This window comes from Candidatus Uabimicrobium helgolandensis (assembly GCF_041508025.1).
GTDB classification, from domain to species: domain Bacteria; phylum Planctomycetota; class Uabimicrobiia; order Uabimicrobiales; family Uabimicrobiaceae; genus Uabimicrobium; species Uabimicrobium helgolandensis.
The window spans coordinates 809,062-826,664 of record NZ_CP165719.1; the positions used below are offsets into that span (position 1 = coordinate 809,062).

At 34.6% G+C, this 17,603-nt stretch carries 14 protein-coding genes; 9 read left to right on the top strand and 5 right to left on the bottom strand.

The features are described 5' to 3' along the window. The first annotated feature begins 22 nt into the window (after positions 1-22). On the top strand, positions 23-607 hold the full coding sequence (locus UABHE_RS02990; RefSeq protein ID WP_372368736.1) for a glutathione S-transferase family protein: 585 nt from the start codon (positions 23-25) through the stop codon (positions 605-607). Here the strand turns inward: UABHE_RS02990 and UABHE_RS02995 are convergent. From UABHE_RS02995 to kynU, 3 genes are read right to left on the bottom strand one after another with little or no spacing between them, the layout of a single operon-like run. Beyond that, positions 566-766: an SUMF1/EgtB/PvdO family nonheme iron enzyme gene (locus UABHE_RS02995; RefSeq protein ID WP_372368738.1), complete on the bottom strand. Its 201-nt coding sequence runs from the start codon at positions 764-766 to the stop codon at positions 566-568. The two genes, UABHE_RS02990 and UABHE_RS02995, sit on opposite strands and share 42 nt — an antisense overlap. Positions 767-781: 15 nt before the next feature. Further along, complete coding sequence (locus UABHE_RS03000; RefSeq protein WP_372368739.1) at positions 782-2,137, bottom strand: FAD-dependent oxidoreductase; 1,356 nt, start codon at positions 2,135-2,137, stop codon at positions 782-784. Further along, positions 2,134-3,408, bottom strand: coding sequence for a kynureninase (gene kynU / locus UABHE_RS03005; protein ID WP_372368740.1), 1,275 nt, complete (start codon positions 3,406-3,408; stop codon positions 2,134-2,136). The genes UABHE_RS03000 and kynU overlap by 4 nt, the downstream gene beginning before the upstream one ends. A gap of 953 nt (positions 3,409-4,361) precedes the next feature. Between kynU and UABHE_RS03010 the strand changes: the two genes are divergently transcribed. From UABHE_RS03010 to UABHE_RS03040, 7 genes are all read left to right on the top strand, one after another. After that, a complete protein-coding gene (locus tag UABHE_RS03010; protein ID WP_372368742.1) occupies positions 4,362-5,624 on the top strand; it encodes a tetratricopeptide repeat protein in 1,263 nt (420 codons plus the stop codon). Positions 5,625-5,630: 6 nt separating this feature from the next. Next, complete coding sequence (hutH, locus tag UABHE_RS03015) at positions 5,631-7,169, top strand: histidine ammonia-lyase (RefSeq protein WP_372368743.1); 1,539 nt, start codon at positions 5,631-5,633, stop codon at positions 7,167-7,169. Between the two features lie 118 nt (positions 7,170-7,287). Then, the gene (locus UABHE_RS03020; protein WP_372368744.1) at positions 7,288-7,875 is read left to right on the top strand and encodes a serine/threonine-protein kinase; all 588 of its coding nucleotides are present in this window, start codon (positions 7,288-7,290) and stop codon (positions 7,873-7,875) included. 5 nt (positions 7,876-7,880) lie between these two features. After that, positions 7,881-8,975, top strand: a complete 1,095-nt coding sequence (locus UABHE_RS03025; RefSeq protein WP_372368746.1) for a hypothetical protein — start codon at positions 7,881-7,883, stop codon at positions 8,973-8,975. A 77-nt stretch (positions 8,976-9,052) separates the two neighbouring features. Continuing rightward, complete coding sequence (locus tag UABHE_RS03030; protein ID WP_372365194.1) at positions 9,053-9,646, top strand: IS607 family transposase; 594 nt, start codon at positions 9,053-9,055, stop codon at positions 9,644-9,646. An 18-nt stretch (positions 9,647-9,664) separates the two neighbouring features. Continuing rightward, on the top strand, positions 9,665-11,209 hold the full coding sequence (locus UABHE_RS03035; RefSeq protein ID WP_372365609.1) for an RNA-guided endonuclease InsQ/TnpB family protein: 1,545 nt from the start codon (positions 9,665-9,667) through the stop codon (positions 11,207-11,209). A 38-nt stretch (positions 11,210-11,247) separates the two neighbouring features. Next, a complete protein-coding gene (locus UABHE_RS03040) occupies positions 11,248-11,907 on the top strand; it encodes a hypothetical protein (protein ID WP_372368748.1) in 660 nt (219 codons plus the stop codon). Between the two features lie 745 nt (positions 11,908-12,652). Here UABHE_RS03040 and UABHE_RS03045 read toward each other — a convergent pair. After that, on the bottom strand, positions 12,653-12,994 hold the full coding sequence (locus tag UABHE_RS03045) for a hypothetical protein (protein WP_372368749.1): 342 nt from the start codon (positions 12,992-12,994) through the stop codon (positions 12,653-12,655). Between the two features lie 90 nt (positions 12,995-13,084). Between UABHE_RS03045 and UABHE_RS03050 the strand changes: the two genes are divergently transcribed. After that, the gene (locus tag UABHE_RS03050) at positions 13,085-13,804 is read left to right on the top strand and encodes an SDR family oxidoreductase (protein ID WP_372368751.1); all 720 of its coding nucleotides are present in this window, start codon (positions 13,085-13,087) and stop codon (positions 13,802-13,804) included. Between the two features lie 70 nt (positions 13,805-13,874). Here UABHE_RS03050 and UABHE_RS03055 read toward each other — a convergent pair whose 3' ends face one another. Then, positions 13,875-17,228 carry a tetratricopeptide repeat protein gene (locus UABHE_RS03055; RefSeq protein WP_372368752.1) on the bottom strand — a complete coding sequence of 1,118 codons (3,354 nt, stop codon included), beginning with the start codon at positions 17,226-17,228 and terminating at the stop codon, positions 13,875-13,877. Between the last annotated feature and the right edge of the window lie 375 nt (positions 17,229-17,603).

Sequence of the window (17,603 nt, forward strand, 5' to 3'; positions counted from 1 at the left end):
ATTTGTAATTATGAATAAAACTATGAAACTTTACGGTACACCACTTTCGCATTTTTCTAGAAAAATACGTATTTTATTGCAGGAATTATCTGTCCCCTTTGAGTTTTGTGATATCGGGAATGTGGGAGAAAATTCTGATATTTTTTGTAATAATCCGCTAATGAAAGTCCCAGTGTTAAAGGACAGTGAGCACACAGTCTTTGACTCTGACAACATTGCTCGTTACATAGTGAATAAATATAACAGTAGAGATCGTTTCGCTGTAAATTGCAAAACACCTAGTTATACAAACGCACTTGTTATTACCTCTGGAGTAATGGAAGCAGAAGTTAAAATTATTTTAGCGCAGCGCGCAGGAATGGAAGATATATATCGCTATTTGGTTTTTCAAAAAGCGCGAAAAACTATTGAGAATGGCTTGAAGTGGCTTAATGGGCAAGAACAATTATTTGATAGCAAAGACTTTACTTATTTAGATATAAGTGTTGTTTGTATGTGGGATCATTTACAACATTATAAATTATTCGATCTAGACTATCCTATGTTGAAAACTCTTTCATTAAATTTAAATCGAATGCAGAGTTTTTCTCGCTCGAAACCGACTTGATATAAAACGATATTCCCAACAACCACCGCGCACTATATCTAATTCAATATCTTCTGGTTTTTCGGCAGCATCAGCGGCTATGTACTCTCCATAAAAATTTAGAATCCATTCGAGTACATTACCTGCCGCATTAGTTATTCCATTACTAAAGATTTGCAACTTGTATTCCAGGTTTTATTTTCTTACAAAGACATCGTTTTGATATACGGTGATAAATTTGTGAATGATTTCTAAAAATTTCTCGGTTTGCCAGATATTTTCGATATTGGATATTTGTAATATCTCGTCTAGCATTTTTTTCTGCTTTTTACCTACTGATAAAGCTTCTTTGTAAGGTAAATGAGAAAAAGTTACCATTGAATAAAGAGGAATGTATTTTCCTGGATATAAATTTTGAATACGCGCTTCTATTCTTTTGCGAAGTAAAAAGCTTGGGTCGCCTACTAAATCACGCATTTCAATAAAATTCTGCAGTGCTAGTGCAGCGATCGCATCACCGTTTTCTTGGCGCGCGTTTGTGTATTTTTGAAGAATAGATTGATTGGGAAATTCATCGAGTAGGTCATTTAAAATACGCACATCTTCAAAGCCTGACACCATTCCTTGCCCGTAGAATGGAACAATTGCATGAGCAGCGTCGCCAATAAGAGCTATTTTTTCTTGGTATTGCCACGGCGAACAAGAGATAGTAACTAATCCAGAAGTTGGATTTGCAAAGAACTCATCTAAAAGGTTGGGAGCTAAAGGTATAATATCAGGAAAAGATTCTTCGAAGAATTTAGATACTTGCTGCGGTGTTTGCAAGTTTTCAAATGATTTTTCTCCGCGAAATGCTAAGAATAATGTACAAGTAAAACTACCATCTGTGTTTGGTAAAGCAATAAGCATGTATTGTTTGCGTGGCCAAATGTGCAAAAAGTTTTTTTCTAATGCCCATTCTCCATCAGTAGTTGGTGGAATAGTTAGTTCCTTGTAACCGTGTTCGATATATTGTTGTTGGTAATTAAAGCGAAGTTTCTTACGCATTGTTTCTCGTACAGCAGAAAAAGCGCCATCGGCTCCGAAAATGATATCTGATGTACAGGATGTTTGCTGCTTTGTTTGTTCGTTTTGAAAAGTTACTGTTGCATTTTCGAGGTCGAGGTCTATGCATTTATGATCGAAATGTATTTTGGAATTTTTTTCTACTTCATCTAATAAAATCTTATTTAGGTGTGCACGAGAAATAGAGTAAATAGCTTCGCCTTCTTTGCCATAAGGCTGAAATGTTAAATCTCCTGATATAGAGTGCATCATACGTCCGTGCATTGCAATCGCCGCTTCTTTAACTTCTTCTTCTAACCCTACACCATTAAGAGCTTTCCACCCGCGAGTAGAACATGCTAAATTGATAGAACGTCCAGCATCAACTTGCTCTTTACGCATATCTCCGCGACGTTCATATAGATCAACTTTTATACCTCGTTTTCCAAGATAAGTTGCCAATAACGAACCAACTAGTCCAGCACCAATAATCGTAACTTTTCTCATGCTTTTTTATCCTTCAATAAAGTTTCTAAAGTTTCGACAAATAACCACACATCAAGAAAATTGTTATATAATGGCACGGGGGCAACGCGAATACTATTTGGTTCACGCCAATCACAGATTACACCGTTTTCTAATAATGCTTTGTGTATTTCTTTACCACCTTTTTTGAGGTGTAGTGATAACTGCGCTCCGCGTTTATTTGTATCTTTTGGAGTAATAACCTCTACTTCGTTGCTTAATTTTTCCTGTAATAAAAATTCGAAGTAGCTTGTTAGCTTCAAGCTCTTGGTACGTAGTTTATCCATTCCTACTTCTGCGAATATTTCGAGTGAAGGAATGAGTGCTGCCATAGAAAGAACAGGCGCATTACTGAGCTGCCACCCTTCTGCCCCAGACATAACTTCAAAATTATCTGGCATAGCAAAGCGCGTAGATTTTTCGTGTCCCCACCATCCGCAAAATCTTGGAAGTGAGCTATCTTCAGCGTAGCGCTCGTGCACAAAACTTCCACCAACACCACCGGGCCCGCCATTTAGGTATTTATAAGTACACCATACTGCAAAATCAACTTGCCACTTGTGGAGTTCTAGTGGAATGTTGCCAATAGCATGAGCTAAATCAAAGCCAACAACGCAATTTTGTTCGTGTCCCCACTTGGTAATTTTTTCCATAGGAAACAATTGTCCAGTGTAGTAATTGACTCCTCCTAACAAAATGAGAGCAATATTTTTTCCTTCGCGTGCGATACATTCTGCGAAAGCTTCATCACTAATTTCGTATTCTCCTTGTGGAGGAGAGATTTCAATAAGGCACTCTTTTGGGTCATAGCCATGAAAGCGAATTTGAGATTCTACAGCATAGCGATCTGACGGAAATGCACTTTTTTCGATAAGAATTTTATTTTTTTGTGGCGTCGGCCTGTAAAAAGAAACCATGAGTAGATGTAAGTTTGTGGTTAGTGAATTCATTGCCACAACTTCAATTGGTTTTCCGCCAACTAAATTTGCCATATTTGTGGTTAAGAATTCATGATAATCCATCCACGGACGTTCACCTGTAAAATGCCCCTCAACAGCAGCTTGCTGCCATTTTTTTATTTCGCATTGTACATACTCTTCAGTTTTTTGTGGTTGTAAACCAAGGGAGTTACCACAAAAGTATAGATACGGTTTTCCATTTGTTTCAGGAAAATAAAACTGACGGCGGTATTTTTGTAATTCGTCGGCGCGGTCAAAATCTTCGGCGCATTTTCTTTCAACTGTATAGCACATAACATCCTGTCCTATTTTTTTTAGGGCGTGTCGATATTTATCTTTCCAACAAATTCGGTAATTTTAAAAAGCCTAAATGTCGACACGTCCTAGATCTTATCATTACATCTCTAGGGACACGTCCTAAAATCATTCTTGCTTTTTACACTGTAATTTTATACCATACACCATAGTAAGTAACCAGTCAAAATTATTTAAATATGCCAGTCCTTTTTATAATGATAAAAGTAAAAACTTATGTTGAAAATAGATATTCATGCCCACATATTACCTGAGTATATGCCGAACGAGGCTAAAAAATTTGACTATGGTAATTTCATTGAGTTGATCCATGAAAACTCGCGTTGTGCAAACATGATGATGGGAGATAAGTTTTTAGGAAAGTAGATGTAAATTGCTGGTCATCAGAAAAACGAATCGCTGAATGCGATGAACGTAAATTACCAAGTTCTTTCTACAATTTATAGGACGTATAGAACACGGCTTTGATGTAAGACCAGATTTATGTGCTGTTAAAAATCAAGTAAATCCAAGAGAATATCTAGGTAAATTTTATGTCGATTCTTTAGTTCACGATGCAAACACTTTAAAATATTTAGTCGATCTTATAGGGGCAGATAAAGTTGCTCAAGGATCAGATCATCCCTTTCCTCTAGGAGAACACGTTCCAGGAAATCTAATCATCAACAGTGATTTTTCCGAAAAAGTGAAAAAACAATTGTTAGCTGGCACTGCCATCGAATTTCTTGGATTGCAAAATATTTCTTTCTAAGGGAAGTGGCCGAAAATAATTTATTATCTTACATTCTTTTTTATCCATCGATATTGTTATTTTTCACTATAGAACTACGGCTATACGTGTTCAAAATGCCTAATTGATGAATAAAATTTCTATGTAAAATTTGGTATATTATTTTCAACTACCTCTCTAAAATCCATAAACGGAGGATCACGTGAAACATATTATCATAGTTTTATGCGCCCTGCTTTGTAGTTGTCAAATGATACAACGTCCTACTAAAGCAAAGATCCGCGCAATTCCGACCGATCCATTACAAAAAAGTATTTATTACATTGAAAACAACGAAGCAGAAAAAGCTTTGCAAGAACTCGAGCCACTGCTTGTTAATAATGAAAACCCTGAAATATATTACTTAACAGCACGATCATATGCTGCAATTGCAGAACTTGATAATGCGATTATTTACTATCAAAAATGCTTGCAACTACAAAGCGATTATCATCCTGCATACAACTTACTTAAAGAAATTCACCGTTATAGACAAATTACTTTACAAAGGCAAATTGATAATTTAAAAGAACAGCAAGTTACTTTTAGTAGCAGTGGCCGCGGTGATATTAATGCTGTTATGCGCGAGTTAAATCAATCATATAATCGCCAAACTCAAATATATCTTGCACAAGGTACAGCTTTTTTATTGTATAACAACCCACCTAGTAATATTGCTGATTTTGCAGAGTTAGAAGCACAGTTGCGCGATGTCCAAGATTTTATACGTGAACGTAAGCAAGGTTATGTTAGTAGTCTTAAAAAACAATCGTTTACTGATCCGTTATATTTAAAAGTTCTCAATATGCGAAGTGATGTAACGAAAAAGCACATTCAAAATCTTGTTACTCAGAGCCGCTTAGAACTAGAACAAAACAATATAGCAAATGCAATTGATCTTCTAAGAGAAGCAAATACTCAAACAAGTAGATTTTATGAAGATAAAGACAGTAATATACAGTCGCTTGTAAAAGATGATCAAATTGAAAGTTTATCCCGAGATATTGCCAAACAGTTAATAAACACTTATAACAAAAGTATTGATGTTTATGTCGCAAATCGCAGTAAATATGAGGCATTGCAACAGTGGCAAGATATTGCTGATCAAAATCGTAAAATTGAAGAAAATATGGAGAATTTAATCCAAACGCAAGTTGTGCAACTTATGCGTTTTGAAAAAGTGTCTCCAGAAAAAGTACAAAGGCATCCATCTTTAATTCCGCTATATCAAAAATTGCTAAAAGCTCTCCCAGACTCAGATAAAAAAGGTGAATATCACTTACAATTGGCAAAATGTTTTGCCGAACAAAAGAATTATGAGATAGCTTTAAAACATGCTGCAATAGCGAAAAAAGATTTAGGTAGTTACCGTGTTGACGATTTAATAGAGAAACTCGTCGAGCAAATCAAGCGATCTGGAAAGTAGTAAAAAATGGCCATTACATTAAAAGCAAAAGATTTGACAACCGAAGAAGTTGTTAAAGTTGCCCGTCATAACGAACCACTAGAAGTTCATTCTGAATGTTGGCAAGAAATAAAAAAATGTCGTGCAATGTTGGAAGAAAAAATCCAAGCCAAAGAAATTATGTACGGCGTAAATACAGGGATAGGTGAGTTTTCTGAAATAGTTCTTGATGATGAACAAATAAAAAAGTTTCAGAAATATCTCATTTACAATCATTCTGCTGGAATAGGTGAACCATTTCCAATTGAATTTGTTCGCGCAGCAATGACGACGCGCATCAATGTTCATGCTCATGGACACTCAGGTTGTCGTCCGCAAATTACTGAAACGCTAATAGCTCTTCTTAACAAGGGAGTCACTCCTGTTGTTTGTGAAAAAGGAAGTGTTGCAGCTTGCGGTGATCTCGCTCCAATGAGTCAAGTGGCGATGCTTTTAATGGGAGAAGGTGAAGCTTTTTATCAAGGGAAAAGACTCCCGGCGCGAGAAGCGATGGAGCACGCAAAAATTCCTATTCCTGGACTAGAAGCGCGCGATGGACTTTCGACAATCAATGGTTCGAATTTTGTAGCAGGAATTAGTTGTATACTCCTACACGATATCGAAAGACTGATGAAACACATCGATATCGCTGCGGCAATGTCGCTTGAAGCACTGATGGCAAATATGAAGCCGTATGATAATCGTTTACATGAGTTGCGTGGTTTTAACGGAGCTGTTACTTGCGCTGAAAATTTACGGCAAGTGATAAAGGGTTCTGATCTTCTAACAGGAAATCATAAAACACGCGTACAAGATGCCTATTCTATGCGCTCAACTCCGCAAGTTGTCGGTGCTGCACGCGATGCCATTCGTTACCTCCACAGCCAAGTATCTATTGAAATTAACGGCGTAGGGGATAACCCCATTTTCTTGCCAGATAGCAATACTGTTTTAACTGGAGCAAATTTTCAAGGAACGCCAATCGCCTTACCTCTAGACATGGTTGCTGTTGCGGTGAACATGGTGTGCATTTTGGCTGAAAGACGTATGAATCGCCTTTTAAATCCAGCACTAAGTACAGGTTTACCTGCCTTCTTGACAAAAGGTGCTGGTATGTTCTCTGGTATGATGTTATCCCAATACACTTCTGATATGCTAATTGTAGAACAAAGAATACTTTCTCATCCTGCAAGTAACCAATCTATTCCCGCTGCTGCAGACCAAGAAGATTTTGTTAGTATGGGAATGAATGGTATTATTAAAATGCGCCAGATACTCGATAATGCTTATGGTATTGTAGGTATTGAAATGATGGCTGCTGCGCAAGCACTTGACTTTAGAGATTTTAAACCGGGAATAGGAACTTCAGCAGCGCACAAAGCTATTCGTGAAGTGGTTGATCATTTAGGTGAAGATAGACCTCTCTATCCAGATCACAACAATATGAAATCATTGGTTCAAAGTAATAAAATTGTGGAAGCAGTAGAGAGTGCAACTGGAAATTTACGCGGCTCTTTCGATGTGTAAGTAAAGTTCAATCGAAAACTTTATTTGTATTAGCAATGATAATGCTCTGGAACAATCAATGTTCTGGAGCATTTTTTTTTACAAACTACGATCTATGCCTATTTAACGTGAGGATGCCGTGAATATTCAAAACAAATACAAACTTATCAAAGAGCTAGGGCGCGGTGGCATGGGCGTTGTCTATCATGTTTTGGATATACAACTAAATAGGGAATGTGCATTAAAAATATTACATAATGCCACTGAAAAATCTTGGCAACGATTTACTACTGAAGCTCGGTCTATTGCAAAACTAAATCATGATAACATTATAAAGATGTATGAAATTGATACTTTTACCGATAACAAGGGCAATAAACAGCCGTATTTTACCATGGAGTATATTCCGGGTATTTCTTTAGAAGAGTGGATCAATAAAGAGCACGGAAATTTAAAGCTGTGTTTAACTATGTTTCATAAAATTTGCAGTGCAATTGCATATGCGCATAACTTTAAAATAATACATCGTGATTTAAAGCCTCATAATATCTTGGTTACAAGTGATAATACGCCAATAGTTTTAGATTTTGGTCTTGCAAAAAATATCGATGATGAAGTCGGAGTAACAAAAACAGGTGAAATCTTTGGAACACCAAAATATTTAGCGCCGGAAATTCCAGAAGGAGTACTTCGCTCAAATCTAGGTTTTTCACGGACGATAAAATAAAAAAAATGATTTTTTCGCCAAAAGCCAAACAGCTTGCTGTAATAACAAAACGCTCTTTATATTTTATTGACCTGCAAAATAAAATCTCTAAACCACAAGTTTTTGAAAATCGTTTTTTTAATGGCAATGTCGGCGCTACTTTTTTCGATAACGATGAGCATTTGTTTTTCTATTTGCGTAACTCAATTTCGCAAATTTATGTTTACAAATTAAGCAATAACAAATGGGAACAACGTTTGCATGCTGACGCTCTTTCTCCAAAAACAGAATCTTATGCGAAACGCAATTCAATTAAGACAATGAATAATAATTGGGTAGTATTTGCACAGAGTAAAAACCTTCTTTTTTCAGATGTGAAAGAAATCACAAATGCAAAAGAAATCACAGATACTTCTACTAGAACTAAGTCTGCGGAACCTGCATTTGTCAGACCAACAGAATACTATGTGACAAGACATCCTAGCCCTATCAAAAAAATAAAAGTTCTAAATCAGTTTTTAATTAGTGATAGCAAAAATATCGTTAAAATCTCTAAAATGTTTTCAGATAAGACCATTTCATTAGCTCAATTTGGGCATTTTCACAGTTTTGAAGGCAATAATGTAAATTTACTTTCCATCAAACAACATAAAAAAAAATATACCTACACACTACGTACAATAGAATTAGATTCTTTCGTTGAAACAAAACTTAGATCAGGAAATAAACAAATAAAAATGTTAGAGAACATTGGCAGTATTTTGAAGAGTTTCGATAACCACTCGCTCAGAGCATTTGCCACTATAAATCTTGACCATCTTTTTTTTATATCTCCTTGGGGAATCGCCATTTGGAAGAAGAAACAAAAAGGTTACAATGATAGGATAGACATAGTTGCACCATTTTTTTCCATTAGAAATCATGCCTTCAGTGAAGATGAAAAATGGTTGGGAGTAATTTTGAAAGATAACGTTTCTAGTCAGTTCTCAAAACTGAGATTATATGCAATAAATGACTCTATTTTGGGAGAAAATTTCAAAGAGATAAATATTATTTCAAACAAAACGCTTTTTGCTCGCGCTATGAACTTTTCATCAAACAGTAAGTATAGTAAGGTTTAACATAAATCAATATCAAATATTATCAAAAAATATCAAATTGTTCTTGTCGAAAAGAAAAACTAAAGTATAATAAAGTAATGAAACTATCAGAATATGCAAAAAAGAATTCAATAACTTATTTAACAGCTTATCGTCATTGGCAAAAAGGCTATATAAAAGGAAAACAACTCCCGTCAGGAACAATAGTTGTTTTCGACGAAAAGGAAAAAAAAGCTAAGGAAGAAAAGCCAAGCGTGATCATTTATGCACGAGTATCATCATCAGAAAATAAAAAAAATCTAGAGTCTCAGTGCAACCGCCTAAGAGATTATGCAAGTGCTAGAGGCTATCAAATAGCAAAAGAAGTCAAAGAAATAGGATCTGGATTAAATGATAAGAGAGCAAAATTAAAGAAAATTTTAGAATCAGATGATTGGGAAATTTTAATAGTAGAGCACAAAGATCGTTTGGCAAGATTTGGATTAAATTACATTGAAATATTATTAGCAAAAGAAAATAAAAAAATAGAAGTAATAAACAAAACAAGTGGTGATAAAGAGGACTTGATGCAAGATTTCGTAAATATAATTACTTCTTTTTGTGCTAGATTATATGGGTTGAGAAGAAACAAGAGGCGAACAGAGAAAATTATAAAAGAGTTAGAAGAAGAAATGAGTAAAACTGAAAAATAAGTGAGTTTAAGCAAAATTATGAAGCTCGTAGAAAAACATAATATAACAAAAAATAATAAAAAATACTCTGAACTGGACGACTTAAGTTTCCGTTCAAAAAATCTATATAATGCTGGATTGTATGTAGTGCGTCAAAATTTTTTCGCAGGAAAAGGTTTTATAGGTTACGAAAATCTTCAAAAAGAGCTACAACAAAGTAAGCAGCCAGACTATTACGCACTACCAACAAAAGTAAGTCAGCAGATATTAAGAGTATTGTGCAAAAACTTCGAATCATTTTTTAGAGGGTTAGAAGGATACAAGATCAATCCAAATAAATTCAAGGCAAAACCAAAATTGCCAAAGTATAAACATAAGAGTAACGGGCGGAATATAGTTTTATACCCAATAGATGCAATAAACAAAAAAGAATTAACAAAGAACAAAATCAAGCTATCAATGTGTAACATAACATTGTCATGTCAACAAAAACACATCAAACAGGTAAGAATAGTTCCTCGATATGGAATGTACAAAATAGAGATTGTTTATGAGAAATCAGTGTATCTACTCAAAGAAAAAGATATCACGTCGGAATTTCTCTTAGAACTACAAAAAGACACACCAATATCATTGTATTTGAGAAAAAAGTGTTCAAAAATATTGCAAGAAAAAATAGAAAACTACAAATGCGATAAACCAGCAAAGTTATTAAAAAAAGCAATAGCAGATAAATTGAATTCTTTGATTAAAACAAAAATTTATAACAAAGATATTTTTGATTCTGTAACACTATCAAAAGTAACAAAACAAATATTAAGTCAAAAGCCAAAAGAAGAAAAGTTACTTGAGTTCAATAGATTATTATTAGAAGATTGTTACAAACAATTAGGAAAACATAAAGTTCTTAATCCTAACCTTGATAAAAACAAAATCGCTGGAATAGACATTGGGTTAAACAACTTAGCGGCTATAACTTCAAATCAAAAAGACTTCACTCCTGTCTTGATTAACGGTAGACCTCTAAAATCGATTAACCAATTTTTTAACAAAAAGCGTTCTTGTTTAATGTCTTATATCGGTAACAAAGGAACTAGTAGAAGAATTGAAAAACTTACATACAAAAGAAATTGCGTTGTTAGCAACTACCTTCATCAATCTAGTCGCTATATCATTAAATTGCTAGTTGAGAAAAGTATTGGAACATTAGTTATTGGCAAAAACGATGATTGGAAGCAACAGATTAACATTGGCAAAAGGAATAATCAAAATTTTGTTTCTATTCCCCATTCTCAGTTTGTTAACCAACTTACCTACAAAGCCCAACTTGCTGGTATTGAAGTTCTTATTCAAGAAGAAAGTTACACTTCTAAATGTTCTTTCTTAGACAGTGAACCGATTAAGAAACATCAAAATTATTTGGGACGCCGTGTTAAACGAGGTCTATTTAGGTCTAAACAAAATATTTTGCTTAATGCTGATATCAACGGGGCAGCAAACATTATTCGAAAAGCAATCCCGAATGCTTTTGCTAACGGGATAGAGGGCATAGTAGTATTCCCCAAAAGGATCACTCCTTTTTAAATGAAAATTCATTAAATGTAATATTTGATAATGTTTTCGTGAACTATGTGTACATTGCTGATAATCATAATATTTGGAAGAGTTTTTTAGCAGAGTTAAAAAATAGAAAACAAATTAAATTAGAAAACTTAGAGTTAATTGCCGAGCTAGATAACCGTATATATGGTTTTGAGGTAAAGCGCGATCTAATTGCTGTGGGACAAGTATTTAATAAAATATCTTTACTCGAAAACAAACAATTATTATATAGCTCAAAAAACGAGAAAGAAGGCGAAATTAAAGTTTTAGCTTGGGCTAACTTACAGAATCTACTAGTTTTCGTTCGCGATAATCAATTGATCACCTTACAAAAGAACGAAGGAAAATGGCAAGAAAAGCCATTACTCAAAAAAAGCTATGAATTTGGAGTTATCACTGATATTCAGTTCCATCCACAAGACAAATATCTTGCTATATTTAATGAAGAAGAGTTCTTTATTTACGATTTTCAAACAAAATATCTTTGTCCTTCTAGTATTGGATTTTTGAATAGTGTTGGAGCTTATTACACAAAGGATTGGTCGAAACTAGTGTGCCCAGCAAATACAGAATTAGTGATTTTTGATATGTCGCGACAAAAGTTTTCTTATTTCCCTGAATACTTTCAAGATGACAAAAGGCCTGGTCAGTATTGGCCTATACAAACGAAAAAAAATTAAAGGCACTTATTAAAAAATAGACAATAACTTGTGCAAGTTACAACTTGTACTAACAAAGCTAATTTCTAACATCCAAGATAAATGTTCAATTATCTTGGTTAAATTCACACTACGCCTACTTGTTTCGTTAATGGAATTTCCAGAAACGGGATCGTATTTTTATTTCAATTAGCAAACAAGTCGTACGGTAAAACTAGTAGTCCATATGATGTAGTGATATTTTCTGATAACTTCTTTTTTGATACAACTTGGGACAAAAAAAGTAGTTATCAGAAAAGGAAATAGGAGTGAAATGTCCGAAATGTGGCTTTTTGTTCCATCAAAAAATAAAGAATCGCTTCTCTTAGTTTTGTTCTGTAAGCAGAAGTTTTCATATAACCTCCGTTGAATTCAACAAGATAAGTTTTTTTATAAATGGTAGGTTCTTACTTAAGAGATTCGTTACATAGTTCACGAAAACATTATCAAATATTACATTTAATGAATTTTCATTTAAAAAGGAGTGATCCTTTTGGGGAATACTACTATGCCCTCTATCCCGTTAGCAAAAGCATTCGGAATTGCTTTTCGAATAATGTTTGCTGCCCCGTTGATATCAGCATTAAGCAAAATATTTTGTTTAGACCTAAATAGACCTCGTTTAACACGGCGTCCTAAATAATTTTGATGTTTCTTGATCGGTTCACTGTCTAAGAAAGAACATTTAGAAGTGTAACTTTCTTCTTGAATAAGATCTAGATGAAAATCACTTGCAGTCCGTCAAATCACCATCTACTTTTTTTAGGGAAAAGCATTTTTGATCGTCGGCAATTGACAGAATAAACTTTTTTCGTTGGGATGATTGTAGGTGTAATTTTTGCGCGAGATGTTCTGCTTTTTTTAAGGCTAAAGGTTGTTTACGCAGTAATATTTTTGATAGAAAACTAGCATCAATTTCCAAAGATTTAGCAAAGGCTCTTAATGAGTAATTACAGTTGTTGTCAATGCGTCTTTGTAGCTCATTTTCCAAATATAGAATATAAAAAGGTTTTTGCTTTCCCATTGTTTTCCTCTGAGGATTTATTTTTCCACGCTTTTTGATAAACATTTTGCAATTTCCACGCTCGCTAATATATATTAAGACACGTTTACATTCAATGTTTATTTGCAACAGATACCGCTACGGAAGGATATATCTATGAAAAAGCTCGTTGTTATTACAGGTGCTAGCTCTGGTATTGGAGCAGCGACAGCAAGACTATTTTCGGAAAAAGGGCACCCTTTACTACTTATTGCACGAAGAATAGAAAAACTAAATGCATTGCAATTGCCACAAACTATTTGTAAACAAGTTGATGTTACTAATCGCGAACAAGTACAACAAGCAATAAATGAAGCACAAGAAAAATATGGATCTACAGATTGCCTAGTTAATAATGCCGGAGTTATGTTGCTTGGTCTTGTAAATAACCAAGACGCAAAAGAATGGCAAAAAATGTTTGATGTGAATGTCGTTGGAGTATTAAACGGAATTCAATCTGTATTGCAAAAAATGATCGATGCAAACAATGGAACGATAGTTAATGTTAGTTCTATCGCTGGCCGAAAAACATTTCCTACTCATGCTGCTTACTGCGGAACTAAATTTGCGGTGCATGCTATATCTGAAAATATTCGCGAGGAAGTAGCAGCTCACAACGTTCGAGTAACAACGATTGCGCCAGGAGCAGTAGAGACAGAACTACTTGGACATACCACATCAAATGAAATAAAAGATGGTTATGAAGATTGGAAAAAATCTATGGGAGGAGCAATTTCGAGTGAAGATGTGGCCAATGCAATTTATTACGCTTATTGCCAGCCGCAAAATGTTTGCATTCGCGAAATAGTATTAGCTGCAACGAAACAACAGCCCTAGAGTAACTTACTTTTAGTTAGGTAAAATATGTGGCACTATTAAAGTGCCACATACTAGAAATTACTAAAACCTACGTATCGTCCATATCGACGAAATGAGTGATCAAACGCGACTCTAATTTAGAAAAATTAACTCCAGAAAAAACAGCCTCAAAAGCCTCTTTCTCACTCTTTTTGTTTTTTAGTTCTGCTAGATATTTAGCAATTAGGTTACGATTCTTTCCATTATCTCCATGAATAAGAAAGTGAATCATTGCCCAAGATTGGTTATAATGCATATTCGCTTTTCCTGCAGCCATAAACTGTTTCGAAGTATGCTTCATTAGTTGCTTATATGGTGTATATCTCGATCGCAACATCGCACGTAGCCTTAGAACATAAAAAGGTTCTACAACACCTATTCGCAGCCTACCCTTTACCACTTTGCTTTTACCAAAGTAAGTTGCCATTCCTTCATTAAACCAAATAGGAGTGTCATCAATGATTAAATCCAAGAACTGGTGAAATCCTTCGTGATATAATGTGTCTATTGTTTCTTTTTTACTATAATCATCAAAAAGAACTAATTCTTTGGTAATAGGAGAAAAATAACCAGCAGCACTTTCCATTGTATCAGAAATAGTGATATAAGAATATTCATTAAATTCTGTTCTTGAGTCAAAAATTAACACACGTGATTTTTTCTTAGCGGTCAAGTTTTTTTCACCAAACAAACGTGAATATTCTTTAAAAGCCAGTTCTAAACGAGCTGCCATTTCATTACAATATTTCTGACTAATATCTGTCATAACGTGGTAATGTATAGTTTTCTTTTCATATTTTCTCACCCAATTTGGGCCATTTAAAGCTATCTTCAACGATTTTACAAGGCGTTTGGCCTCGCCTTTCTGAGGTTTAATACTGCTTACACGTTGGATAATTTCGCGAACTTTTGTGGTATCATTATTACCAATATGCAAGCGCGCTAAAGATTGGTACGCTCGAAAATACTGCGAGTTAATACTTATTGCTTTTTCAAAATCTTTAATTGCTTTAGAAAAATCATTATTTCTTTGATGGAGACTTCCTCTGGTAACATAAGCCTCAGCATAAGTAGGCTTCAAAGAAATGGCTTTATTCGTGTCTATAAATGCCTTATCAAAGTTGCTAATCATTGTATACACATAGCCACGTTCGAGATAACTCAGCGCAAAGTTTCGATCTAAGGCTATAGCTCGATTAAAGCCTTGAATTGCAAGTTCATATTGCTTGTTATTAGCTTGTCTGATAGCAGCATTGATATACTGAAGCATTTTAGAATTAGGATGCGCCATGAGCATTTTTGTTCTTTCAATACTTTGCTGTGAAACGCTACTGCCCATCGCTTGATTACTTATTAACGCTTTTGCACGCATATTCGCTTCAATACTTTTTACCATCTTGCTGTGCCATCTAGATTCTGGTGCGCCAGTAATTTTTATTTTCTTAAATTGAACTCGCGAGTTAAGTGCCCCAAATCCAAGAAGTCCAGAACGAAACTTGCTATGCTTTTTATGTAAGGCTCTCTTACCATTGATATATGCAGACAAATACGAACCAGAAACGCGAATAATAAACTTATACCACTGTCCAGGCGCAATTTTTGGCTTTGTTTTTCGTTGTATTAAACGATCGTTTTTTCCGTCAACAACATGAATAACATTAAAAACAGCAGGAGAATCATCATATTCAGGTATAGAAAAAACAAAACTATAGCCATCTTCTCCTAAATTTTCTTCGTTGTTATAAAGGCGTATCCATATATTTTTTCTAAAACTAGGATGTATTCGCGCTTCAAATTCAATATGGAGATTACCTCTAAGTACAGGAGGAAAATATAGCATTTGATCGGGAACGTCTAGAATACTATCACGAATATCTATAGTTCCACCATTAACATCAGATAAACCTTTTTTCATCATTTGAATATATTTGCGATCACTAAAATCATAAGTGATTTCAACTTTATTACCTGATAGTTGTTTCGCGTTTCCTCTATATGTTTTGTCTAAAAACCCTTTAGAATTTCTTTGCTCTTCAATTTTTTCTACAGCAAGAGCATCTTGCTTCGTCCATTTTCCTTCGTGATAAACATAACCATTTGTTCTGGCCTGTTCTTTTGATATCCATCGCCCATCAAGATAGACCATATCAGAATGTTTTTTTATTTGTTCCTCTGTTAGCCACTCGTTTTTGTATCTTGTATAGCCTAATTTTTCACGCGCTTGCTCATGATTTGGATCGTAAAATATAGTTCTCAATAACTGCTTATCAGTAAAATACGATAGTGAATTTTCTTCACACCGCAGGCTAAGTTCATAATGTTCACGAGCATTTTCCCGTGTGCGCTCAAGTTGCTCAAAATAAGATGCGATAGGTGATATGATTTTTTTTTGGTATTCTACATTGTCTAAAGCAAATTTTCTTTTTTGACCATTGATATCTAGAAAATGATAATATTTCTTTTGTTTCTTTAGATATCCTTCGTAATTTTTCCCTTTTGCAACAATTACGTGCCACTGGCCAATGTCTTGCTCTTCATGCCACACGCCGCCTAGTAGTACGTCACCTTTTTTCCAGCGTGCGGTAATCGATTTATGATAATCTAAAGCTTTCTTTTCAATCCAAATACCATCATAAGCAACAAAACCTTTGTTTTCCATATTTACGATATAGTCTTTTTTTTCGTCGCTGTCTTCTTCTTCGATAGTATCATCAATATCTTCTAAAACGATATCAGCATCGGTGTCGGGATCGGCATCGGCATTATTTTTTATTTCACCACCAGCAACTTCTTTTTTGAGATTCTCGTTACTTTTTTGTTCTTCATATTCAACCTTCTTTGGAAAAGGTTGTCTCTGGTAATTTCTTTTACTATTGTTAACATTACCTTCGTTATGTGGAACATCATAAAATGATCTCTTCGCTAGCGTTTTTTTATCTGATTTTTCTTCGCTTTTGGTCTGTCCTTGCGCAACGTTATTCTTTTCAGTATCATCAACATTTTGCTGGTTATTTGAATTGCGAACAGATTGATTTCTCAATCTAATCACATTACCATTGGAAGAAAAAAGAAAATTGAGGCCAATAGCAACAATGACAGTTACAACAACCGAACCGACGATAATTGCAATGGTATTGTTATCAGATTTTTTAGTATACCCACCTTCAGTAACGCGCCTTTTGGTTTTTATCTCCGCCCGGGATTTTCGCCGTTCTGTTTTTAAAGCATTTCTGGATGCTCGTTTATTAGAGTCTAGTTTTTCTTTTGGTCTTCGAGAAGAAGTTTCTTTTGAGGTACGAGAACTTTTTTTGGGGGCTTCTTTTGAAAGGCGAGAATTTTTTCTAGAAGAAGTTTCTTTTGTATTTTGCCTTCGAGTGCGTAGTTTTTTTCGATCGCGTTTCATGCTAAATCCTTCCTATTTATTGATTTGTGTAAGTGGATTTACAGTTTAGAAGTATCTAAAACAAGACCAATTTTTTTTAGCTTTAGTGGCTCAACAAATTCCATTTGTATTTTGATCGTTAAATCAATAATAACACATATAACGACAAAACATAATCTTAGACAATAATCTATACGCGAATATTCATCTCACCGGCATAAAAATCTTATTTATTTATATAATTTATATGCTTTTTGAAAATTTTTATACTCTAAGTTGGAGGTATCGACATTTCAAAGAATGATTTAGAGATAAAATATAGACTATCATCCCAACTCTGATCTCGAAAAGTTTTAAGTGAGTCGCAAAAAGTTTCTGAGCACGTTTCAAGTCAGC